16 protein-coding genes are annotated in these 15,628 nt (G+C 41.5%); 4 read left to right on the top strand and 12 right to left on the bottom strand.

All coding sequences use genetic code 11. The features are described from left to right. Positions 1-257: 257 nt before the first annotated feature. Positions 258-2,024, bottom strand: coding sequence for a M56 family metallopeptidase (locus BLS28_RS00630; RefSeq protein ID WP_091162275.1), 1,767 nt, complete (start codon positions 2,022-2,024; stop codon positions 258-260). Further along, entirely contained in the window at positions 2,021-2,398 is a 378-nt protein-coding gene (locus tag BLS28_RS00635) for a BlaI/MecI/CopY family transcriptional regulator (protein ID WP_091162276.1), read from the bottom strand. The genes BLS28_RS00630 and BLS28_RS00635 overlap by 4 nt, the downstream gene beginning before the upstream one ends. A 248-nt stretch (positions 2,399-2,646) precedes the next feature. On the opposite strand from BLS28_RS00635, the gene dprA reads away from it, so the two are divergent. Continuing rightward, complete coding sequence (gene dprA / locus BLS28_RS00640; protein ID WP_091162278.1) at positions 2,647-3,744, top strand: DNA-processing protein DprA; 1,098 nt, start codon at positions 2,647-2,649, stop codon at positions 3,742-3,744. A gap of 111 nt (positions 3,745-3,855) precedes the next feature. Here dprA and BLS28_RS00645 read toward each other — a convergent pair whose 3' ends face one another. The 7 genes from BLS28_RS00645 to BLS28_RS00675 all read right to left on the bottom strand — a co-directional run bounded on the left by BLS28_RS00645 (position 3,856) and on the right by BLS28_RS00675 (position 10,201). Next, positions 3,856-4,332: a SixA phosphatase family protein gene (locus BLS28_RS00645; RefSeq protein ID WP_091162280.1), complete on the bottom strand. Its 477-nt coding sequence runs from the start codon at positions 4,330-4,332 to the stop codon at positions 3,856-3,858. A gap of 165 nt (positions 4,333-4,497) precedes the next feature. Then, positions 4,498-5,118: a porin family protein gene (locus tag BLS28_RS00650; RefSeq protein WP_091162282.1), complete on the bottom strand. Its 621-nt coding sequence runs from the start codon at positions 5,116-5,118 to the stop codon at positions 4,498-4,500. A gap of 131 nt (positions 5,119-5,249) precedes the next feature. Next, positions 5,250-6,215, bottom strand: a complete 966-nt coding sequence (locus tag BLS28_RS00655) for a glycosyltransferase family 9 protein (protein ID WP_091162284.1) — start codon at positions 6,213-6,215, stop codon at positions 5,250-5,252. Positions 6,216-6,228: 13 nt separating this feature from the next. Beyond that, positions 6,229-6,732 (bottom strand): D-glycero-beta-D-manno-heptose 1-phosphate adenylyltransferase, encoded by a 504-nt coding sequence (gene rfaE2 / locus BLS28_RS00660; protein WP_091162286.1) that lies wholly within the window; start codon positions 6,730-6,732, stop codon positions 6,229-6,231. A gap of 81 nt (positions 6,733-6,813) precedes the next feature. Next, the gene (locus BLS28_RS00665) at positions 6,814-7,380 is read right to left on the bottom strand and encodes a D-sedoheptulose 7-phosphate isomerase (protein ID WP_091162288.1); all 567 of its coding nucleotides are present in this window, start codon (positions 7,378-7,380) and stop codon (positions 6,814-6,816) included. An 88-nt stretch (positions 7,381-7,468) separates the two neighbouring features. Continuing rightward, complete coding sequence (gene rfaE1 / locus BLS28_RS00670) at positions 7,469-8,461, bottom strand: D-glycero-beta-D-manno-heptose-7-phosphate kinase (protein ID WP_091162290.1); 993 nt, start codon at positions 8,459-8,461, stop codon at positions 7,469-7,471. Between the two features lie 66 nt (positions 8,462-8,527). After that, the gene (locus BLS28_RS00675; protein ID WP_091162292.1) at positions 8,528-10,201 is read right to left on the bottom strand and encodes a DNA polymerase/3'-5' exonuclease PolX; all 1,674 of its coding nucleotides are present in this window, start codon (positions 10,199-10,201) and stop codon (positions 8,528-8,530) included. Between the two features lie 200 nt (positions 10,202-10,401). Between BLS28_RS00675 and BLS28_RS00680 the strand changes: the two genes are divergently transcribed. Further along, positions 10,402-11,151, top strand: a complete 750-nt coding sequence (locus BLS28_RS00680; RefSeq protein WP_091162293.1) for an ankyrin repeat domain-containing protein — start codon at positions 10,402-10,404, stop codon at positions 11,149-11,151. A gap of 547 nt (positions 11,152-11,698) precedes the next feature. On the opposite strand, the gene sppA is transcribed toward BLS28_RS00680, so the two are convergent. Beyond that, positions 11,699-13,489 (bottom strand): signal peptide peptidase SppA, encoded by a 1,791-nt coding sequence (sppA, locus tag BLS28_RS00690; protein WP_091162297.1) that lies wholly within the window; start codon positions 13,487-13,489, stop codon positions 11,699-11,701. 87 nt (positions 13,490-13,576) lie between these two features. On the opposite strand from sppA, the gene folK reads away from it, so the two are divergent. Both folK and BLS28_RS00700 read left to right on the top strand, forming a co-directional pair. Then, entirely contained in the window at positions 13,577-14,065 is a 489-nt protein-coding gene (folK, locus tag BLS28_RS00695; protein WP_091162299.1) for a 2-amino-4-hydroxy-6-hydroxymethyldihydropteridine diphosphokinase, read from the top strand. 16 nt (positions 14,066-14,081) lie between these two features. Further along, positions 14,082-14,459, top strand: coding sequence for an Hpt domain-containing protein (locus tag BLS28_RS00700; protein ID WP_091162301.1), 378 nt, complete (start codon positions 14,082-14,084; stop codon positions 14,457-14,459). A gap of 165 nt (positions 14,460-14,624) precedes the next feature. On the opposite strand, the gene purS is transcribed toward BLS28_RS00700, so the two are convergent. Then, positions 14,625-14,879 carry a phosphoribosylformylglycinamidine synthase subunit PurS gene (gene purS, locus BLS28_RS00705; RefSeq protein WP_090526546.1) on the bottom strand — a complete coding sequence of 85 codons (255 nt, stop codon included), beginning with the start codon at positions 14,877-14,879 and terminating at the stop codon, positions 14,625-14,627. Further along, positions 14,860-15,582 (bottom strand): CDP-diacylglycerol--serine O-phosphatidyltransferase, encoded by a 723-nt coding sequence (pssA, locus tag BLS28_RS00710; RefSeq protein ID WP_091162304.1) that lies wholly within the window; start codon positions 15,580-15,582, stop codon positions 14,860-14,862. Before pssA ends, purS begins: the two co-directional genes overlap by 20 nt. Between the last annotated feature and the right edge of the window lie 46 nt (positions 15,583-15,628).

Here is a 15,628-nt window from a genome sequence, read left to right on the forward strand (position 1 = left end):
CGGTAAGGTCCAGGAAGTATAATTGGTACTTATTAAACAAAGCGGTATTTAATGTGTTTGCTTTGTTTTAGATATATTTTAAAAGAAATTGTCCCGATGGGATTTATCTAAGTTACAAATTTTTGGATACTAAAAGAAATTATTTAGCTATTTGTAAAACAGGGCGGTTAAAGAGAACAGAGGGGTTTACGCAGAAAATTGCCGGGACGGTTTTAGGCCGGTCGGCAATTAGAAAAGCTTGTTAAAAGCCTTTTTATTTACTTATTGTCAGTCAGGGGGTCATAGCCTAAAACAACAACTTCGCGAAGAGTAGTTGAAAGTTTAGCGGCGGATGTATTTGCCTGAGCATATAGTTTTGCAGGGGTATAAGCGTATTTTTTATCCTGGGCATCTACCAATGATAGAGTTACAGGTATATTATAGTAACCTGATTTTACACTAAGGTTGCCATCAAAATCATTCACTACCCGCTGCACCTCATTGTCAATTTCCTGGTCAACACCTCTGATAATGTTTACATTGTTTATTTTCCCGTTATCGATACTGAAGGTGAGGATCACTCTTCCCGAAATATGGTTTAAGCGTGCCTTTGAAGGATAGCGAACGTGTTTTGCAACATACGAATACAGGTTCTGAAATGGATCGGCAGGTGGCGGTGGCGGCGGAACGCGCTCTGTAACTGCTGGTACAGGACCTGCCGGTGCTGCCGGGGTAACCGGTGTCACCTCTACCACTTTAGGTGCTTTCTTTATCTTTTCCGGATTTGCAGGCGGTGGCGGAGGTGGCAGCTTTACATCAATAACTTTTGGTTTTTTGCTGTTTGCGGGTGGAGCAGGCGGAGGTGGTGGAAGCTTTGGATAAATTAACATTTTAGGAAATGTATAGCCGTATTTAGTTTTCAGTGTAGCCAGTTCTTCCGGGGTAGCTTTGCTTTTATAGTATTCTTTTTGCTCGCCGTTCTTTTCGGTAATAATTACCCTGAAATCGGTTTTTTTATTAACAAGGTAACCGGTTTCTTCGTATTTAAAACCTTTGGAAGTAACATCTGCTTTTTTTATTCGGACTGGGTCTACTTTTACAGTGTCGGCGGGGGCTATATGCGTATTGGCCAGCTTTTTATTAACAATTTCCTGTTGGGGCATCAGATCGAAAAAACCATAAGTTTTACTGAATACCAGGGTTGATGCACAAAGCAGGCCGGCGCATATGGGTACGGCCACGAGGTATTTTAGCCTGGCTAATTTCCCCGAACGTTTTTGGTTTAACATAATTATCCTCTTTTTTAATAAATTATAATTGAAAAATGAATGCGCCAGGGGCGAGCCGTTTAACCCATAAGCATTGCTTACCAAAAACGACGAATAGCTAAAGGCATCACTTTCCTGCGCGGCAGTTTGCTCGTCGGCTATATATTCATGGATGGTTTTCAGGCTGATTTGCAATAAATAAACCAGCGGATTAAACCAATTAATGATCTTGATCAGCTCCAGAAAAACAATATCAACTGAGTGTTTTTGACGAATGTGAACCAGCTCGTGCCTGATAATGATATTATTAACCTGGGTTTTTGTGCCAATAAAAAGGTAGTTAAAGAAGGAAAAGGCGGTGTTTGATCCCTCTATATTGATGAGTTTATACTTACCATCAACCAGGGTTTTGGCGACCTTTGTTAATTTGACCAATTGATAAAGCCTGATAAATAGTACTGTGGTAAGTACTATTATACCAAGTATATAGGCGTAAACCCAAATATCGTTAAAGGTTAACGTTTGCCGCACGGTAAGTTTTTGCACTGTTGTTTGGTAAGCCGTTTGAGGAATGATAACGATTGTTTTGGTTGCAGTTTCAACCGGTTTTAGCCAGCCAATTTGTACAACGGGTAATACAAATGAAACCACACAGCTCAATAACAGGTATATACGGTTTAAGGTATAGTGTGTTTCCTTATTTAAAAACAGGCAGTACCCTGCATAAAATACGCATAGGTACAAGTTTGCTTCAAGCAAATAATATAGCCAGTTCATTGTTGTTTGCTTTTAAGTTTATCAATTAATGATGTTAGTTCGTCCAGTTCTTTTACGCTGATGTTCTTTTCATCCACAATAAAGGATACCAAACTTTGATATGAATTGCTGAAATAGTTTTTCATCATCTTATCAAAAGTGAATTTTTTGTACTCCGCGTCGCTGATGAGCGGGAAGTAAACATACGAGTTACCATAGGCCTTATGGTCGATAAAGCCTTTGCCTTCCAATACCCTTACCACAGTCGACACCGTGTTGTAAGCGGGTTTAGGCTCAGGCATTTCTTCAATAATATCTTTAACAATAGCTTCTTTCAGTTGCCAAAGGATCTGCATTACCTGCTCTTCGGCTTTGGTTAGTTCTTTGATATGCATAGCAAACTATTTTTATAGTTAGATAAAGGTAGAACTATTTTTATAGTTTGCAAACTATTTTTGTAGTTTTTTAATAGATGTGCAGATTAGGGCTGTGCAGATGTGCAAATTAAATAACGAAAGGTATATGTTTTAGGGGTGAGTATGATATCCAGACTTTATTTATTGCATTGCAAATAACAGGTCCTGCTTGCAAATCGCCCGAATATTCATAATTTGCAAGGCTCTAATCTGCATGTCTAAACCCAATGTCATTACTCCATAAAGTAGCTTTATCTTTTGTTAAAAACCTCGGGCCGGTAGCGGCTAAGTCACTGATCGCGTATCTTGGCAGCGTGGAAGAAGTGTTTAACGCATCGCCCGAAAAGATGACCAGGATCCCGGGAATAGGTGAGAAGCGCGCTGTAAAATGGGATTTTGACGATGCTTTAAGGCAAGCCGAAAGGGAGCTGAAGTTTATAGAAGAGCATAACATCGACGTTGTTTTTTACACCGATACCCGTTATCCTAAACGCTTGAAAAACTGCCACGATTCACCGGTGCTACTTTATGCAAAGGGTAAAATGGATCTTAACCCGCCACACATTATTGGTATAGTGGGCACCCGTAATGCGACCGATTATGGCAGGCAATTATGCCGCCAGTTAGTTGAGGAGTTACAGCAATATAATGTATTAATAGTAAGTGGTTTGGCGCATGGCATTGATGTAGCGGCACATAAAGAATGTGTAAAGCTAAATGTGCCAACCATCGGTGTACTTGGCCATGGGCTCGACAGGCTTTATCCTGCTCAAAATAGGGGTACCGCTGATAAAATGCTCGAAAACGGCGGCTTATTATCCGAATACCCTTCAGGCACTAATCCCGACAGGGAAAACTTTCCGCAACGAAACCGGATAGTTGCCGGTATTGCCGATGCAACCGTGGTAATTGAAGCCAGTATAAAAGGAGGTGCGCTCATCACGGCCGAAATTGCCAACTCCTATAACCGGGATGTTTTTGCTTTTCCGGGCAGATTAGGTGATGAATTTTCTGAAGGATGTAACTTCCTGATTCGCAATAATAAAGCGAGCCTGCTAACCTGCCCTGCTGATCTGGCTTATAGTTTAGGTTGGGAAAAGAATGATGTAAGTAAACCTGTTGAGCAATTTATGCTGCCGTTTGATCTATCGGACGATGAACGGCTGATCATGGATATATTACGGCAAAACAATACGCCCGTTGCTATTGATGATTTAACCCTGCGGGCTAATATGCCTATGAGCCAACTCGCTATGAATTTGCTTACTATGGAGATGCAGGGATATATCAGTTCGCTTCCTGGGAAAATGTATCGTGCAAATTAAGATTTGTAAGGAGTTGGAAAGTCCGAATGTAAAGGAAGTTCGAAAGATGGGAGACTTTTACGCCCTAAATAATGTTTACTTACTGACTTCTCTGACTTTCGGGCTTCTCCGCTACCCCTTCGGTGAATCAAAGTGTACCAGTTTCCCATCCTCTTCGCTGATAGATTGCCATGTATCGTTTTCAAAAGTAATGATAGCTACAGCACACGTAGGCATCTCTTTTAACTGGCTGGTGAGGTAATATAGTATTTGGCTTACGCCAGGGTTATGCCCAACTACGCCTATATAATCATATTCATTGGGCAGGCCATTAATCACTTTAACCCAGGAGTTTTCGCTGGCTTCGTAAATTCTTTTGTCTTCCCCGGGAGCCGGTAATTTAAACTGGTTGGCAAAAATTTCGGCAGTAGTTTTGGTACGAAGTGCCGGACTGGTTATAATAATTTGAGGAATTTGTAATTGTCCTTTCAAAAGAGTAGCCATTAAAACCGCATCCTGCATTCCCGATTGTTTTAAAGGTCGGTCAAAATCAACATAACCGCTTTCATGGGTAGCTTTTGCGTGGCGTATTAATAATAACTTTTTCATGATTTTAAACGGCTGACCGATCGGTTTATAATGTTACGGTTTTGTGATTATAACGTGAGACATTTGTAATAAGTTTCCAATAATACTAAATAAATAAGGAGAAGCTGTTGCTTCTCCTTATAATAAAAGACAAACGAAGTTGGCTTCAATTTTTCACCAGGTTAATTAAAACGCGTAACCAACTGAAATACCGAAAACACGGTTTGTAAGTTTGATACCATCAACGTTGGTGATGTTGGTAAGGCCCCAATCATAATTAGCATTGATCAGGAAACCGGTTTTGAATTTAAAACCAACAATAGCATTTAAACCCGCGTCGGTTCTTTTGATTTCGTCCTGGCCACTGCCAAATTTAATGTCTTCAGAATTGCCGTTGTTGTCTTTTGCTTTGCCGGAAACACCCATACCAAGGTAAGGGCCGGCACCAAGGTAAAAGTCACCGACTACCGCAGGCACGTGGTACACAACATTTACCGGAACTTGCAGGTAATAGAGTTTTACTTTGCCGCCAGAGTTTGCTTCGCCATCAAAAGAAACACTTGATGATCCGCCTTTACCGGTAAAGTTTAAGGCTGGTTGTAATGATACGTTGCCAAATTTAAAATCGACAAAAGCGCCTACGTTGAATGTGGTTAAGCTGCCCGAATTACCGGAGCCGCTAACCCCGTCAACTGTAGCGTGTAACGTTGCGAAGTTTACACCTCCTTTAAAACCAACAGTAGGTAATTGTGCAAATGCTGCAAAGGATGCCATTAAAAGGCACAGGCTTAGTAATGTTTTTTTCATCGTGTAAGGGATTTAAGTTAATACACAAAAGTATACAAATACACTAACATTAAAAGGTATCTGATGTTTTTTGGTGAAATATTAACAATTGTGGATTTGTAAGTATAACTTAGGCAAGGTCACACCCGCAATTAAAGATTGGAGAAGTCTACAATATCAGCTTCTGGCATATCGTTCATACATTTAAAGTGTCCGAGCGGGCATTTTTCAAGTCCGAATTTGGAGCAGGGACGGCAGGATAGTTCAATACCGGCAATCAGTGTTTCTTTTACTTTATAAGGCCAAACCCCCAGCAAATCGGGTGTGGTGCCACCCCAAACCGAGGCTATAGGCACATTAAACGCTTCTGCAATATGTGTGAGACCTGTATCAAAACCAATTACATTTTTTGCGCGCGATACCAGGAAAACCGATTCATCAAGTGATGTTATTCCGCAGGCATTATAAACTGAAGTACCAACTGCCGCAGCTATTTCATCGCCATTTGCTTTTACATCATTGCCGCCCAATAGCAAAACAGGTAAATTAAGCTGCCTGCAAATGCTAATGATCTTGTAATTAGGCATCCGCTTGGTAAAATGTGTTGCACCTATTACAAAAGCAACATAGCTATGCTGATGTCTAACCGGTAGTAATTTAGTTATATCGTGTTGGGCTTTGATATAATAATCGATAGGCTTATCGTCATTAACCACACCTAAAAACTTAACAGCTTTTAAATACCTGTCAACCAAATGCTCTTTACTTACCAGGTTGCGTTTCAACTTTAAACTTAGCCACTTTAAAAGCGGCTGTTTTTTATAAGTTGATGCTTTAATACCGGCACGTAGCTTGATAATGCTTGTGCGGAGATTGTTATGCAGATCGATGATGTGATCATACTTTTCGGCCTCAATTTCGTTGATGGTATCTGCTAAAGAAGGTTTTAATAATAGCAGCTTATCAACGTAAGGGTTATTATCATAAATATATTTAAAGGCCGGTTTAGTTAAAAAATGGACTTCGGCATTGGCGACCTGCCTTTTGAGGCAACGTACAACAGGCGTGGTATAAATTATATCACCCATTGAACTAAAGCGGATCACCAGTATCTTCATGTTGTTATCAAGTTCAGGAAATCTGGTTCCTGATTTTTTCGATTATAGAAGTGGATGAATATCCTTCAACAAAATTAATGGTTTTAACCTCGCCTCCGTTTGCAATCACTTCTTTGGCGCCTACGATGTTTTCAACCGCATAATCGGCTCCCTTTACCAGTATGTCGGGCAGAAGGGAGCTGATCAAATTAAGAGGGGTATCTTCCTCAAAAACAACGATGGCATCTACAAAAAATAAAGCCGCCAACAGTGCTGCACGGCTGTTTTGATCATTTACCGGCCGGGTTGGGCCTTTGATGCGCCTAACCGAACTATCTGCATTAAGGCCGATCACCAGCTTGTCGCCAAGTTCGGCCGCTTTGGCCAGGTAGGTGAGATGGCCTATGTGCAGCAGGTCAAAAACACCATTGGTGAACACTACCTTTTTGCCTTCAGCTTGCCAGTTTTTGATCTGTGCCTGTAGCGACGGTTGATCTGTTATTTTATCAAGAAGGGTTTTTTCGAAGCCTGTCCTCATTTGTTTTTCCTGTAAACACACATCACATGTGTCTTTGTATATTATCAGAAAGACGCGTGTGATGCGTCTCTACGGTACTGTTTAATCAAAAAGGTCATCAACGGCGGTACACAGGATATGCCCGATAAGGATATGCATTTCCTGGATACGCGCGGTAATGTTTGACGGCACGATAATGTTCAGCTCGCAAAGACCATTCATTTTACCGCCATCCCTGCCCGAAAGGCCTAATGTTTTAGCCTCCAGTTTTTTAGCCGACTCAAATGCCGCTAGGATCCCCGGACTGTTTCCACTGGTCGAAATGCCGATGAACAAGTCGCCCGGTTTGGCAAATGCCTCCAACTGGCGTGAAAATACATGTTCGTAGCCGTAATCATTGGCAATAGATGTAAGCGCCGAAGTATCAACTGTTAATGCAATGCCCGGCAAGGGTTTACGATCTTTTACATAACGCCCGGTAAGCTCTGCTGCAATATGCTGAGCATCAGCAGCACTACCGCCGTTGCCAGCCAGTAATACTTTATTGCCTTTTTTTATGGTTGAGGTAATCATATCACAGGCTATCTCGATATCGCCGCCAAGCGTATCAATTACCCTTTGCAGCGTATCCTGGTGATCTTTAAGTTCGTTTAATATCTTTTGGTTCATTAGTTCACTTGTTCATTAGTTCATTGGTTGGTTAGGGCAAGCACATTTCAAACCCTTCGCCTTTAACCTTTGGCCTTTCACCTCTATCTCACCTTTCGCCTTTTAATATATCTTCAATTATCTCATCTACAGTGGTTGTTGCGCTACCTACACGGCGAATCACTATAGCAGCGGCATGGTTAGCCAATTCGCAGGCATCCTCAATATTCAGACCTCCTGCCATAAAGTATGCCATGGTGGCCAGTACAGTATCGCCGGCACCGGTTACATCAAATACTTCGGTTGCCTTTACCGGTAAACTTTGATAGCCTTCTTCATTCAGTATTACCATACCTTCTTCGGATAAGGTAACTACTATATATTGGGTCCCGGTTTGTTCAAAAATTACCTTGCCGGCCTGTTGCAGGCTTTCTATCGAGTTGATCTTATCGGTTTTAGCAGCTTCAGACAATTCCTTGCGATTAGGCTTAATGATAAAAGCGCCTTTGTATTTTTCGTAATTAAGCCCTTTAGGGTCGATGATCACTTTTTTGCCTTTAGCATTGGCCGCCCTGATAATGCCTTGCGTTAAAAACGGTGAAAAAAGACCTTTGTTATAATCCGATAAAAGTACCATATCTGCGTTGTCAATATAACTGCTTAGCTTACTTATAAGCTCGTTGGCAATAGGCTCCGATACTTCGTCGGTAACTTCACGGTCAACACGTACCAGTTGGTGGCTGCCAACAACAACGCGGGTTTTTACTGTGGTAGGGCGGTTGCTATCTTTAATAATAGAGTCCGTTTCAACGCCTTCGTCGGTCAGGATTTTGATCAGTTCACCCGCAGCCTGGTCGTTTCCAATTACTCCGGCAACAATAACTTTTGCACCTAATGATACCAGGTTTTGAACCACATTCCCGGCACCACCTAATGTAGTGGTTTCGTTTTTTACATTTACAATAGGTACAGGAGCCTCGGGCGAAAGGCGGGTGGCATCTCCCCATATATAATGGTCAACCATCAGGTCGCCAATTACCAGTATTGCCGGTTTGCTGGCTGCTGCCTGTATGGATTGTACTTTATCTTTTAGATTGTTCATTAGCTCATTAGTTCAATAGTTCATTGGTGGCGTATCAGCTAATCTCTGATCCCCAACCTCTAATCTCTAACCTCTTTTAACAGCAAATGCTTTAGTGATTTCTTCTAAAGACATAGCGTTCATGCACATCTCCTTATATAAACCTCCTTTGCGGGCTGCCAGGATGCCGTAATGCATGTCTGTAAAACCTTCAATGCGGTGGGCATCGGGGTTTATGGAAAGCATAACGCCTTTATCCAAAGCATATTGGTGCCAGCGCCAGTCGAGATCGAGCCGCAATGGGTTGGCGTTGATCTCGATAACTACGTTATTGGCCGCGCAAGCATCTATCACCTTTTTATAATTAATAGGGTACCCGCCGCGGCTAAGCAAAAGCCTGCCGGTAGGGTGGCCTAATATGGTAGTGTACGGATTCTCGATAGCGGTAATAAGCCTTGATGTAGCTTTTTCTTCATCCATTTTAAGGATGGAATGTACAGAGGCGACAATAAAGTCAAACTTTTGCAGAATTTCTTCCGGATAATCAAGCGATCCATCGTACAAAATATCCGATTCTATGCCTTTAAAAATATGGAAGCCATCGAGCTTTTTATTAAGGGCATCAATTTCTTCGTGTTGCTGTAGCACACGTTCAATGCTCAGTCCCTTGGCATAAAAGGCGCTTTTACTATGATCGCACATGCCCAGGTATTCCAGTTTTAGGGTATCCCGGCAGTATAAGGCCATTTCTTCAATGGTGTTTACGCCATCGCTCCAGGTGCTGTGGTTATGGAGCGTGCCTTTCAAATCGTGCCAGTTGATCAGCGTTGGCAGCTCGTCTTTTTCAGCTTTTTCAATAAACAGGGTACCTTCACGCAGTTCGGGCTGCATCCAGCTTAAGCCGGCCTTGGTGTAGATCATTTCCTCAGTTTCGGGCTGTTCGACCGGTACATTAATCCTGTCGAAAACGGCCTGTACATGATCGTCAGTACCGGTATTGATGAATAGTTCTTTGTAATAATCAGCTTTATCAACACAAACAATATCAACCAGCAAGCCATTTTGCAATTCGCCCTGGATATGGTTTTTATTTTTGCTTACGTTACAAAGTATAGTTGAATTCACCAGCGCATCGTAAGCAATATCATGGTTAAGGCTACCTACTACGATCACAATTTCGGTGATGATCTCATTCAAACGCCTGAATTCGCCTGCGAAGTGTTTTAGCGCATCAGGGAAAATGGCTTTTACCTCATCCATCAGTTCGTTGGCTTCCTTCTCAACCTGGGCAAAAAGAAACTTACCATTGCTCGCCATTCTGAACTCGATAGCTTTACGGATCTCTTCCTGCGTTTTAAGGCCAAAGCCTTTAGCCTCGATCAGTCGGTTTTCATTGCAGGCATAAAAAAGCTCGCCGGTATTTTCAATGCCCAACTCTTTCCAGATGACAGCTACCTTTTTGGGGCCGATGCCTTTGATACCCATCATTTCAACCACACCGGCAGGGGTTTTATCCAACATATCCTGCAGCTCGGTCATGGTGCCGGTTTCAAGCAACTCAGCAACTTTGCCGGCAATACTTTTGCCAATGCCATCAATCTTTTCCAGTTCATCCAGTTTTTTACCGGCGATAGGGAAGGGGAGCTTATCAACCTTAAAAGCTGCATTAGCTACCGATTTGATCTTGAATGGATTAACTTCATGGAGTTCCATGAGTTGCGAAAGTAATCGAAGTGTACGGGCTATGGGTTTATTTTCCATAATTACAATGAGGCGGTAAAAATACAAAAAGCCATTGTAATGACAGCTTAGATGGTGGGTTTGTTTTTGTAAAGAGAGGTTTTAAGGCACGGTGATGCTGCAATAAGTTTGAGGAAGCTTATCGGTTTTACATCTCTGCGAGATTCCAGATTATCTGATAAGTAGTTCTTTGATTGTTTAACTTTAATAAAAAGAAGATCATGCCCAACTACAACGACATCCTTTACGCTGCAGAAACCCACTCAGTTGATGAGATCAAAGCGTATTTTAATAAAGGGGGCAGCCCGAACGAAGTTCATGACGGAATGCCGGTTTTTACCATGATGGTTGAAATGTATGCCCGCGGTCCCAGGTTTAAGGATTGTGTACGGGCTTTTATTGACGCCGGACTTGAGTATCACGACGAGCCGCTACTGGCCGTTTTAGCCCATGATGAGGCAATGTTAAAACAGGCTTTGACGACAGATCCATATGCTGTTAGCAAAACCTATTTTTTATACAATAACACCTATACTCCTTTAACCGGCGGTACATTAATGCATTTTTGTGCCGAATATAACAGCCTTGCCTGTGCCAAAATACTTTTACAACATGGCGCAGATGTAAACGCTAAAGCTGCTTATGATGAGCATGGTTTCGGCGGACATACACCTATTATTCATACGGTTAATCAAAACGGAAATAGTTCTGTTGATATGCTTCATTTTCTGTTACAAAATTGTGCAGACTTGTTGTACAGCGTTAAAGGATTGATATGGGGCAGGGGATACGAATGGGAAACGTTTATTCCGGCAGTAAACCCGATAAGCTATGCTATGATGGGTTCATTGCCTCAATTTCACCGCAGGGAGCAGGCTATTATGGAGGTAGTTAGCCTGCTTATAAAGCATGCTTACGGAATTGATTATGTACCGAAAAATGTGCCGAATGCTTATTTGAAGAGAGGATAGGGATTAACGTGAATGTCTTTTTAAAACCGTTCTTTCTATATTTTCACTGGGCCAAATCTCTATTCGATAGAAATCATCACCTTCATCGCCATAAACGGAAGCGAGGTTTGAAGAATATATTCTAACCCTGTAAGTTCCGGGTGCAGTGTGTAATTCTATCTGCACTGTCCAATCCGGGCAATTAAGTATTTGAATTACCCCGGATTTTATGTCAATGCCAGCTTCAACAATGTGATCGAAACTGGAAAAATCTACAATGTTATTCGCTGATTCCAAAATTTCAAGTTCAGCTTTAATCGGGCCATAACATTCCGTTCCTATGCCTAACACGCCATCTTCAATAGCTAATCTATCTTCGTAAGCTTCGTTTGTCCAAAAACTGGCAGAGTCAGTTTGGCCGGGAGAGTACTCGTCATAAACATAAAACTGACTTTATGAAGTATAGAAATCCAATGGATATTTCATGGTTTAAGTTTTTTCTAAAAATAAAAAAAGCCACCCAAATCGGGCAGCTTTTCACAATCAAAATTAATGTATTAATGAAATATTATTTGATCACCAAATCGTAAGGAAGGCGGGCTTGCGGAGTGCGCATCATTTGGGTGATCCCTTTTATTTGCTGATAAACACGGTAATTTTCGCCAAGCTCGTTTTTCACCATGCGGGTTTGTACTTCGGCGCTTAAGCCGCTGCCCACCTTGTTGAAAAAGCTTTTTTGCTCGGGATAACTTACAATATTATAGGTTTTGATCTTAGCTTTTTTGGCAGCTGAAGTGATAGCATCGTTGATATTCCCCAAACGGTCAACCAGGCCAATTTTTAGGGCTTGCTCACCGGTCCAAACACGGCCCTGCCCAATGCTGTTAATGTAAGCCTGTGTTTTGCCGCGGCCTTCGGCCACTGCTTTGGTAAATTCGTCATAACCACGGTTTACGCTGTTTTGTAATATCAGGCGTTCGTCGGGGCTAAGCGGACGGCTAATATCGCCCAAATCTGCATACTTCCCGGTTTTTACACCATCAAAGGTTACACCCAGTTTATCGTTAAACAGTTTTTGCATGTTTGGCAATACGGCGAAAATGCCGATAGAACCGGTAATAGTATTAGGCTGGGCAATGATCGAATCGGCTGCACATGAAATGTAATAACCGCCCGATGCAGCATAATCACCCATAGAAACAATGATCGGCTTTTTTTCGTGGATGAGTTTCACCTCGCGCCAGATCACGTCTGATGCCAGTGAGCTGCCGCCCGGCGAATTTACACGCAATACCACAGCTTTAACTTTATCATCTAAACGAGCTTTGCGTAATGCTTTCGAAATAGTTTCGGAACCGATACTGTTGTCGTCGCCATCGCCACCGGTAATATCACCTGATGCATAGACTATAGCAATCCGGTTTTTAGATGATGAATCATCCTCCTTATCGTCCGAATCATCATTTTTGCTTTTGGCGTAATCCCTAAGGTCAACGCTTTTTAAATCGTCTTTTAAATCGGTACCAGTGCGCCTTTTTAAGTCGTTAAGGATCTCATCTTTATATTTTAAGCCATCAACCAGCTTCAATTTATATGCATCTTCAGGAAATTGAATACGCATATTATCGGCATAAGTGAATAACGAATCCCTGTTAAGGCCGCGGCTTTTGCTGATGCCGGTTAAAAAATGATTGTACAGTGAACCAAGATATGAGGTTACCTGTAGTTTATTAGCATCGCTCATCTTGGTAAGGAACAACGGTTCAACAGCGCTTTTAAAGGTACCAACTTTAATGATCTGTGCTTCAATGCCTAATTTGTCCAGTGCACCCTTCAGGAAAGTGGTTTGAGAGCTAAAGCCGTGAAACTCAAAAATACCTTTTGGGTTAATATAAACTTTATCGGCTACTGATGCCAGATAGTAAAAGCCCTGTGTATATACTTCGGCGTAGGCTACAATAAATTTGCCTGATTTTTTAAAGTCGATAAGTGCGTTGCGGATCTCTTCGGTAGTGGCCTGGCCGGCGGTCATATAACTCTCATCAAGGTATATGCCTTTAATATTATCGTCGGTTTTGGCTTTTTTAATATCAGCCAGGATATCATTTAAGCCGATTGATTTATCTTCATTCAAACCCAAAAAATCCAGACCGGCAAGGGGATTGTTTGGTGTTCGCTCGGTGATCTGATTTTTAAGCGACATGTATAAAATAGAGTTTGGGCTAACGTCTACAGTTTTATCACTGCCAGCGGATGCAATAAGGCCGATAACAAGAACCGCTCCTACAACACCTATTATTATACCCGAAATAATTACCCCTACAATAGTGGCCAGAACGAATTTGAAGAATTGTTTCATTAATGTTATAAATCTTTTTAACTATGCAAACTTAGTAATAAGGAGCCGTATAATGCTAAGAGCGGTTTCCATTATATTTGTTACAACATGATTGATGTTTTTTTATTGCTTGGGAGCAACCTTGGCACCCGCGAATTGTTTCTGCAGCAGGTAATTGAATCTGTTTCGGCCCAAATTGCTCCGGTTAAATTGATATCATCGGTTTATGAAACCCAGTCGTGGGGTAAAACCGATGAGCCCGACTATTTAAACCAGGTGCTGATGCTCCAAACTGAGCTTTCGGCGCAGGATGTGTTGGAAAAAATATTGGGTATCGAATTACAAATGGGCCGTAAACGGGAGGTTAAATGGGGATCGCGCATTATTGATATTGATATTTTGTTTTATGGCGATGAAGTGATCCATGATTTTAACCTGGTAGTGCCACATCCCGAATTATATAAACGCAGTTTTACGCTGATCCCCCTGGCCGAGATAGCACCTAACCTTGTTCATCCTGTGTTCAAAAAAAATATTTTGCAGCTAAAGCAAGAACTAAAGGATAACTTAATCGTAAAAAAGCATATTTTTGAATAAACACAAAGCTTTTATAATGGCAGATATTTCACCAGAACAGGATCTTGATCTTTCTTTTTTATACGAGATCGCCGACGGTAGTGACGATTTTATTGTTGACTCGATTGGGATGTTCCTTGAGCAATCGCCCGATCTACTTAATACGATCAGCAATGCATTAAATAACCAGGATTGGGCTTTAGCAGCCCAGGCAGCTCATAAATTAAAGCCTAACCTCGGTTTTTTTGGTATGCCCATAAGCCAGGCTACCATACAGGAAGTTGAGCTGGCCTGTAAAGCCGGCGGTCAAAACCCAACCGAAATAGTTGAAAAATTTAACCAGGTAAACAGTATGGTATCTGCAAACCTCATCACTTTAAAGGAAATTAAAGCCGAGAAGGAAGCTAATTTGTAGGTGAAAGGTGAAAGGTGAAAGGTGAAAGGTGAAAGGTGAAAGGTTCGCCGCTTAGATATAAAAAACAAAGGCAAGAGGTTTCCCTTTTGCCTTTTGTATTTTATAAAGTTTTTAGTTGTTTTATAGAGATAAGAAACCTTTGGCCTTTTACCTTTCGCTTTTCACCTAAACTTCAGATATTTTAAAAGTATAGCTTTCCATAATCAGGTTGGCCAGTAGGTTTTTGCAGGCCTGGTCAACTTTGGCGCTGGCAGCTTCGGCATTTTCGGCTTCTATTTCAAGCGTAATGTGTTTGCCAATGCGCACGTTATGAATTTCGGCTAAGCCAAGGTTTTTCATGCTACCGGTTACTGCTTTTCCTTGTGGGTCAAGTATTTCTTTTTTTGGCATTACGTCGATTTCAGCCTGGAACTTTGTCATTTGTGAGTTTTGTTTGAATTAGAGATAAGGTGATATAAATAAATATAACCACCGGAACGGCCACAAATTTAAAAAATAGTATGAGTATTGCCGAAAACAAGAGCAGTAAATAACGGAAAATGTTTTTGTTAAAGTCGCGGTTCTTGAATTTAAGCGACATGAGCGGTATTTCGGATACAAGTAGCGTACACATTATTAAAACCAGAACCGTTAGAAAGTAAGGATTTAAAATGTAATGCGCCAAAGCATCGTACTGTTGTACTATTAAAGGCAGCGATGCTATAAGGATGGCGTTTGCTGGTGTTGGCAAGCCGATAAAGCTATCTGATTGCCGCGTGTCGTTATTGAATTTTGCAAGCCTCAATGCCGAAAATACCGGTAAAAGGAATGCAACGAAGTTTAACAGGTGACTTATGCCGTCTAATTGCGGAGCCTGTAAAAATAGTTCGTACATGATCACCGATGGCAATACGCCAAAGCTTACCATATCGGCCAGCGAATCGAGGTCTTTGCCTATAAATGAATAAGAGTTTAAAACCCTTGATGCAAGGCCATCAAAAAAATCAAATATTGAGGAAAGAAAAATGGCATAAGCAGCCACTATGAGGTTACCCTGGAAAGCGAAAACTATACCTATACAACCGCTAAAAAGGTTGGCGCAGGTAATAGCATTTGGAAGGTGTTTTTTGACGCGTCTCTTCATTTCGCCATCGAAATTATCAGGAATTTATTAAGTAATAATGAAGTTA

Source organism: Mucilaginibacter gossypii, assembly GCF_900100945.1.
GTDB classification, from domain to species: domain Bacteria; phylum Bacteroidota; class Bacteroidia; order Sphingobacteriales; family Sphingobacteriaceae; genus Mucilaginibacter; species Mucilaginibacter gossypii.

Bases quoted from the DNA above. Each gene is read 5' to 3' on its own strand.
- pssA (WP_091162304.1), bottom strand. From the start codon at position 15,582: ATGAAGAGACGCGTCAAAAAACACCTTCCAAATGCTATTACCTGCGCC.
- rfaE2 (WP_091162286.1), bottom strand. From the start codon at position 6,732: ATGAGGACAGGCTTCGAAAAAACCCTTCTTGATAAAATAACAGATCAA.
- rfaE1 (WP_091162290.1), bottom strand. From the start codon at position 8,461: ATGAACAATCTAAAAGATAAAGTACAATCCATACAGGCAGCAGCCAGC.
- folK (WP_091162299.1), top strand. From the start codon at position 13,577: ATGATTGATGTTTTTTTATTGCTTGGGAGCAACCTTGGCACCCGCGAA.
- BLS28_RS00680 (WP_091162293.1), top strand. From the start codon at position 10,402: ATGCCCAACTACAACGACATCCTTTACGCTGCAGAAACCCACTCAGTT.
- dprA (WP_091162278.1), top strand. From the start codon at position 2,647: ATGTCATTACTCCATAAAGTAGCTTTATCTTTTGTTAAAAACCTCGGG.
- BLS28_RS00655 (WP_091162284.1), bottom strand. From the start codon at position 6,215: ATGAAGATACTGGTGATCCGCTTTAGTTCAATGGGTGATATAATTTAT.
- BLS28_RS00630 (WP_091162275.1), bottom strand. From the start codon at position 2,024: ATGAACTGGCTATATTATTTGCTTGAAGCAAACTTGTACCTATGCGTA.
- BLS28_RS00645 (WP_091162280.1), bottom strand. From the start codon at position 4,332: ATGAAAAAGTTATTATTAATACGCCACGCAAAAGCTACCCATGAAAGC.
- BLS28_RS00650 (WP_091162282.1), bottom strand. From the start codon at position 5,118: ATGAAAAAAACATTACTAAGCCTGTGCCTTTTAATGGCATCCTTTGCA.
- sppA (WP_091162297.1), bottom strand. From the start codon at position 13,489: ATGAAACAATTCTTCAAATTCGTTCTGGCCACTATTGTAGGGGTAATT.
- BLS28_RS00665 (WP_091162288.1), bottom strand. From the start codon at position 7,380: ATGAACCAAAAGATATTAAACGAACTTAAAGATCACCAGGATACGCTG.
- BLS28_RS00700 (WP_091162301.1), top strand. From the start codon at position 14,082: ATGGCAGATATTTCACCAGAACAGGATCTTGATCTTTCTTTTTTATAC.
- BLS28_RS00675 (WP_091162292.1), bottom strand. From the start codon at position 10,201: ATGGAAAATAAACCCATAGCCCGTACACTTCGATTACTTTCGCAACTC.
- BLS28_RS00635 (WP_091162276.1), bottom strand. From the start codon at position 2,398: ATGCATATCAAAGAACTAACCAAAGCCGAAGAGCAGGTAATGCAGATC.
- purS (WP_090526546.1), bottom strand. From the start codon at position 14,879: ATGACAAAGTTCCAGGCTGAAATCGACGTAATGCCAAAAAAAGAAATA.